Source organism: Streptomyces ureilyticus (assembly GCF_011045025.1).
Classification (GTDB): domain Bacteria; phylum Actinomycetota; class Actinomycetes; order Streptomycetales; family Streptomycetaceae; genus Streptomyces; species Streptomyces ureilyticus.
In genome coordinates this window covers 51,984-57,983 of sequence record NZ_JAAKZX010000038.1, presented here as the reverse complement: position 1 = coordinate 57,983, position 6,000 = coordinate 51,984, and the positions used below count along the sequence as shown (strand labels likewise).

The following is a 6,000-nucleotide window of genomic DNA, read 5'->3' as shown; positions in this document are numbered from 1 at the left end:
CCCCCGGAGGCACCGCCCCCGGAGCCCTCGGCCCATCCGCCCGCGGAACCCCCCGCCAGCGAACCGGACTTGAAGCCCCCGCTGCCCAGCCGCTCCACGCCGAAGCGCAGCGCCGAGGCATACGTGTCGTCCGGGTCCAGTCGTCGCAGTTCCTCCGCGATCAGCTCGGCCGTGTCGCGGCGGTTCAGCGCCACAGCCCGGTCGGGCTGGCCGTCGATGGACAGCGTCGCCAGGGAACCGTCGGCGCGGTCCAGGACTATCGGTCCGGAGCTCGTGGCCATCCGGACGGAGGTGAGACCGGGCCCGGAGGACAGCGAGCGCTTGACCGGGACGTCGAGCCGGTCCGCGAGCCACATGGCGAGCAGCTCGCAGCTCGGGTTGAACTCCTCGCCCTCCACCTCGACCGCGGTGACCTCGCAGGTGACCTGGTCCAGGGCCGCGGCCAGCATCGAACGCCAGGGCGTGATGCGGGTCCACGACAGGTCCGTGTCGCCGGGCGTGTAGGCGTCGGCGCGGGCGCCGAGTTCCCGTACGGGCTGTTCGGCGGCGTACGTGTCGGTGACGCGGCGCTGTGCCAGGGCGCCCAGCGGGTCCTGGGCCGGGTCGAGCGGCGCGTTCACCGGCCACCAGGCGACGACCGGCGCGTCCGGCAGCAGCAGGGGGAGGACCACCGACTGCGCGTGGTCGACCACCTCGCCGTACAGCCGCAGTATCACCGTCTCGCCGGTGCCCGCGTCCGCGCCGACCCGTACCTCGGCGTCGAGACGCGAGGTGGTGCGGTCGCGGGGCGAGCGGGAGATGCGCTTGATGACCACGAGGGTGCGCGAGGGGTGCTCGCGGGACGCGTCGGAGGCGGCCTTCAGCGCGTCGTAGGCGTTCTCCTCGTCGGTGACGATGACGAGGGTGAGGACCATGCCGACGGCGGGGGTGCCGATGGCCCGGCGGCCCTGCACCAGCGCCTTGTTGATCTTACTGGCTGTGGTGTCCGTAAGGTCGATTTTCATGGCCGGCGCCAGCTCCGTCCATTTCGTTCGAGCATTTCGTCTGCCTCGGCCGGGCCCCAGGTGCCCGACGGGTACTGCGCGGGCTTGCCGTGCTTCTCCCAGTACTCCTCGATCGGGTCGAGGATCTTCCAGGACAGCTCGACCTCCTCGGTGCGCGGGAAGAGGTTGGCGTCGCCGAGCAGGACGTCGAGGATCAGCCGCTCGTACGCCTCCGGGCTGGACTCCGTGAAAGACTCGCCGTACGCGAAGTCCATCGACACGTCCCGTACCTCCATGGAGGTGCCGGGCACCTTGGAGCCGAAGCGGACCGTGACGCCCTCGTCCGGCTGGACGCGGATGACCAGCGCGTTCTGGCCCAGCTCCTCCGTAGACGTGTGGTCGAAGGGGGAGTGCGGGGCGCGCTGGAAGACGACCGCGATCTCGGTGACGCGGCGGCCCAGGCGCTTGCCCGTGCGCAGGTAGAAGGGGACGCCCGCCCAACGCCGGTTGTCCACCTCCAGCTTGACGGCTGCGTAGGTGTCGGTCTTCGACTTGGCGTCGATGCCGTCCTCTTCGAGGTAGCCGATGACCTTCTCGCCGCCCTGCCAGCCGGCCGCGTACTGCGCGAACACCGTGTCGCGGCCGAGGTCCTTGGGCAGCTTCACGGCGCCCAGCACCTTGGTCTTCTCCGCGGCCAGCGCGTCCGCGTCGAAGGAGGCGGGCTCCTCCATCGCGGTCAGCGCGAGCAGTTGGAGCAGATGGTTCTGGATGACGTCGCGGGCGGCGCCGATTCCGTCGTAGTAGCCGGCGCGGCCACCGATGCCGATGTCCTCGGCCATCGTGATCTGTACGTGGTCGACGAACGAACGGGTCCAGATCGGCTCGAACATCTGGTTCGCGAAGCGCAGCGCCAGGATGTTCTGGACGGTCTCCTTGCCCAGGTAGTGGTCGATACGGAAGACCTGGTCCGGGGCGAAGACCTCCTCGACGGTCGCGTTGAGCTCCTCGGCGGACTTGAGGTCGTGGCCGAATGGCTTCTCGATGACCGCGCGCCGCCAGGAACCGCTCGACTGGTCGGCCAGGCCGTGCTTCTTCAGCTGCTGGATGACCACGGGGAAGGCGGACGGCGGTACGGAGAGATAGAAGGCGAAGTTGCCGCCCGTGCCCTGCGCCTTGTCCAGCTCCCCGATCGTCTCGCGCAGCCGCTCGAACGCGTCGTCGTCATCGAAGGTGCCCTGGACGAACCGCATCCCCTGGATGAGCTGCTGCCAGACCTCCTCACGGAAGGGGGTGCGGGCGTGCTCCTTGACGGCGTCGTGGACCTCCTGAGCGAAGTCCTCGTTCGCCCACTCGCGGCGGGCGAAGCCGACGAGTGAGAAACCCGGCGGCAGCAGGCCGCGGTTGGCGAGGTCGTAGACAGCGGGCATCAGCTTCTTACGGGACAAATCGCCCGTGACGCCGAAGATGACAAGACCCGACGGCCCCGCGATACGCGGGAGCCGTCGGTCTGCGGCGTCACGAAGCGGGTTCGCTCCGGTGCCGGGAGAAGGAGTCAAGATCTCAGCCTTCCGAGGGGGCGAGGCGCTTGAGCTCCGCCTCGGTCGACTTGAGCAGGTCGTTCCAGGACGCCTCGAACTTCTCGACGCCCTCGTCCTCCAGCAGCTGGACGACCTCGTCGTACGAGATGCCGATCTTCTCGAGCGCGTCGAGGTCGGCGCGGGCCTGCTCGTACGTACCCGCGATGGTGTTGCCGGTGATCTCGCCCTGCTCCTCGGTGGCGAAGAGAGTGGCCTCCGGCATGGTGTTCACCGTGTTCGGCGCGACCAGCTCGTCGACGTACAGGGTGGCCTTGTACGCCTTGTCCTTGACGCCGGTCGAGGCCCACAGCGGACGCTGCTTGTTGGCTTGCGCCTTGTCCAGCTCCTGCCAGCGAGCGGAGGAGAAGACCTCCTCGTACGCCTGGTAGGCGAGCCGGGCGTTGGCGACGCCGGCCTTGCCGCGGGCGGCCTTGGCCTCGTCGGTGCCCATGGCGTCGATCCGCTTGTCGATCTCGGTGTCCACGCGGGACACGAAGAAGGACGCCACCGAGTGGATCTTGGACAGGTCCAGGCCCTTGGCCTTGGCCTTCTCCAGACCGCTCAGGTACGCGTCCATGACCTCGCGGTAGCGCTCCAGCGAGAAGATCAGCGTGACGTTCACGCTGATGCCGTTGCCGATCGTCTCGGTGATCGCCGGGAGGCCCGCCCGGGTGGCCGGGATCTTGATGAGCGTGTTCGGGCGGTCCACCAGCCAGGCGAGCTGCTTCGCCTCGGCGACCGTCGACCGCGTGTTGTGCGCGAGGCGCGGGTCGACCTCGATCGAGACCCGGCCGTCCTGGCCGCCGGTGGCGTCGAAGACCGGGCGCATGATGTCGGCGGCGTCCCGGACGTCCGCCGTCGTGATCATGCGGACGGCCTCTTCGACGGTGACCTCACGGGCGGCGAGATCGGCTACCTGCTGCTCGTACCCGTCACCGCCCGAGATCGCCTTCTGGAAGATCGACGGATTGGTCGTGACGCCCACGACGTGCTGCTGGTCGATCAGTTCGGCGAGGTTGCCGGACGTGATCCGCTTGCGCGACAGGTCGTCCAGCCAGATCGCGACGCCTTCTTCGGAGAGGCGCTTCAGTGCGTCTGTCATGGAAAATGCATCTCCTACGTGTCGTATGTCAGCGTCAGCGCTGGGCTGCGGCGATCGATTCCCGGGCGGCGGTGGCGATGTTCTCGGCAGTGAAGCCGAACTCGCGGAAGAGGACCTTGCCGTCGGCCGAAGCACCGAAGTGCTCCAGGGAAACGATGCGTCCGGCGTCCCCCACGTACTTGTGCCAGGTCAGACCGACCCCGGCCTCGACCGCGACACGCGCCTTGACGGACGGCGGCAGAACGCTGTCCCGGTACCCCTGGTCCTGCTCCTCGAACCACTCCACGGACGGCATGGACACCACCCGCGTCGGCACCCCGGCGGCCTGCAGCTGCTCGCGCGCCTCGACGGCGACATGCACCTCGGAACCGGTCGCGATGAGGACGACCTGCGGCTCGCCACCCTCTGCGTCGAAGAGCACGTAACCGCCCTTCGCCGCACCCTCGTTGGGCTCGTACGTCGGCACGCCCTGACGGGTCAGCGCGAGCCCGTGCGGAGCGCCCTTGCCGAACTCCTTGGTGTAGCGCTTGAGGATCTCGCGCCAGGCGATGGCGGTCTCGTTGGCGTCGGCCGGGCGGACGATGTTCAGGCCCGGGATCGCGCGCAGCGAGGCGAGGTGCTCGATCGGCTGGTGCGTCGGGCCGTCCTCGCCGAGACCGATGGAGTCATGCGTCCATACGTACGTCACCGGCAGGTGCATCAGGGCCGACAGGCGCACCGCGTTGCGCATGTAGTCGGAGAACACCAGGAACGTACCGCCGTAGATACGGGTGTTGCCGTGCAGCGCGATGCCGTTCATCTCCGCGGCCATGGCGTGCTCGCGGATGCCGAAGTGGATCGTGCGGCCGTACGGATCGGCCTCCGGCAGCGGGTTGCCGGCCGGCAGGAACGAACTCGTCTTGTCGATCGTGGTGTTGTTGGAGCCCGCCAAGTCGGCGGAGCCGCCCCACAGTTCGGGGATGACCGCACCGAGCGCCTGGAGCACCTTGCCGGACGCGGCACGCGTGGCGACGCCCTTGCCCGGCTCGAAGACGGGGAGGTGCGACTCCCAGCCCTCGGGCAGCTCGCCCGCGTTGACACGGTCGAACTCGGCGGCCCGCTGCGGGTTGGCGGTACGCCAGGCGGCGAGTGACTTCTCCCACTCGGCGCGGGCCTCACGGCCGCGGTCGCCCAGTGCGCGGGTGTGCGTGATGACCTCGTCGGCGACCTCGAAGGACTGCTCCGGGTCGAAGCCGAGGACGCGCTTGGTGGCCGCGACCTCGTCGTCACCGAGCGCCGAGCCGTGCGCGGCCTCGGTGTTCTGCGCGTTCGGGGCCGGCCAGGCGATGATCGAGCGCATCGCGATGAAGGACGGCTTGTCGGTGACGGCCTTGGCCTTCTCGATCGCCTCGTACAGCGCGGCCGGGTCGAGGTCGCCGTCCTCCTTCGGCTGCACACGCTGCACATGCCAGCCGTACGCCTCGTACCTCTTGGCGGTGTCCTCGGAGACGGCCGCCTCGGTGTCGCCCTCGATCGAGATGTGGTTGTCGTCCCACAGCAGGACCAGGTTGCCCAGCTTCTGGTGGCCGGCCATCGACGACGCCTCGGCGGAAATGCCCTCCTGGAGGCAGCCGTCACCGGCGATCGCGTAGACGTAGTGGTCGAAAGGGGAGGTGCCGGGGGCGGCCTCCGGGTCGAAAAGACCGCGTTCGTAGCGGGCGGCCATCGCCATGCCCACCGCGTTGGCCACGCCCTGGCCGAGCGGGCCCGTCGTCGTCTCCACGCCCGCCGTGTGCCCGTACTCGGGGTGGCCCGGGGTCTTCGACCCCCACGTCCTGAACGCCTTCAAGTCGTCCAGCTCCAGGCCGAACCCGGCGAGGTACAGCTGGGTGTAGAGGGTCAGGGAGGAATGGCCGGCGGAGAGGACGAAACGGTCCCGTCCCGTCCAGTCGGGATCCGCCGGGTCATGCCGCATCACCTTCTGGAAGAGGGTGTACGCGGCGGGTGCCAGGCTCATCGCCGTACCCGGATGGCCGTTGCCGACCTTCTGTACGGCATCGGCGGCCAGGATGCGGGCCGTGTCGACGGCTCGCTGGTCCAGATCGGTCCACTCGAGGTCTGTGGTGGTCGGCTTGGTGCTCACCCTGAGTCAGGGCTCCTCTCCACATGTTCCACATGTCGAATGCCGGTGCACATGCGCGCCCACCGGCCGTTGTCGAGCCTACCCCCGTAAGAACACGCATTTTTTCGAGTCATTCCACTGTGCCGGGTGGGTTCCGGCACCGCCTCCCTGACCGGCGCGTTCCGCGGTCGGGCAGGGAATGAACGTGAATACGCAGCCGGTGATCCGACTGCTCAA

The 6,000-nt window shown here is 68.9% G+C and carries 4 protein-coding genes; all 4 read right to left on the bottom strand.

What is annotated here, in order from left to right:
- On the bottom strand, positions 1 to 1,004 hold a 1,004-nt coding region (opcA, locus tag G6048_RS15005), incomplete at its 3' end, for a glucose-6-phosphate dehydrogenase assembly protein OpcA (RefSeq protein ID WP_235989838.1).
- Positions 1,001 to 2,539 carry a glucose-6-phosphate dehydrogenase gene (gene zwf / locus G6048_RS15000; RefSeq protein WP_165340020.1) on the bottom strand — a complete coding sequence of 513 codons (1,539 nt, stop codon included), beginning with the start codon at positions 2,537 to 2,539 and terminating at the stop codon, positions 1,001 to 1,003. The genes zwf and opcA, both read right to left, overlap by 4 nt.
- Positions 2,540 to 2,543: 4 nt before the next feature.
- The gene (tal, locus tag G6048_RS14995) at positions 2,544 to 3,662 is read right to left on the bottom strand and encodes a transaldolase (RefSeq protein ID WP_165340019.1); all 1,119 of its coding nucleotides are present in this window, start codon (positions 3,660 to 3,662) and stop codon (positions 2,544 to 2,546) included.
- A 34-nt stretch (positions 3,663 to 3,696) separates the two neighbouring features.
- Entirely contained in the window at positions 3,697 to 5,784 is a 2,088-nt protein-coding gene (gene tkt / locus G6048_RS14990; protein WP_165340018.1) for a transketolase, read from the bottom strand.
- Positions 5,785 to 6,000: the final 216 nt, after the last annotated feature.

Bases quoted from the DNA above. Each gene is read 5' to 3' on its own strand.
- tal (WP_165340019.1), bottom strand. From the start codon at position 3,662: ATGACAGACGCACTGAAGCGCCTCTCCGAAGAAGGCGTCGCGATCTGG.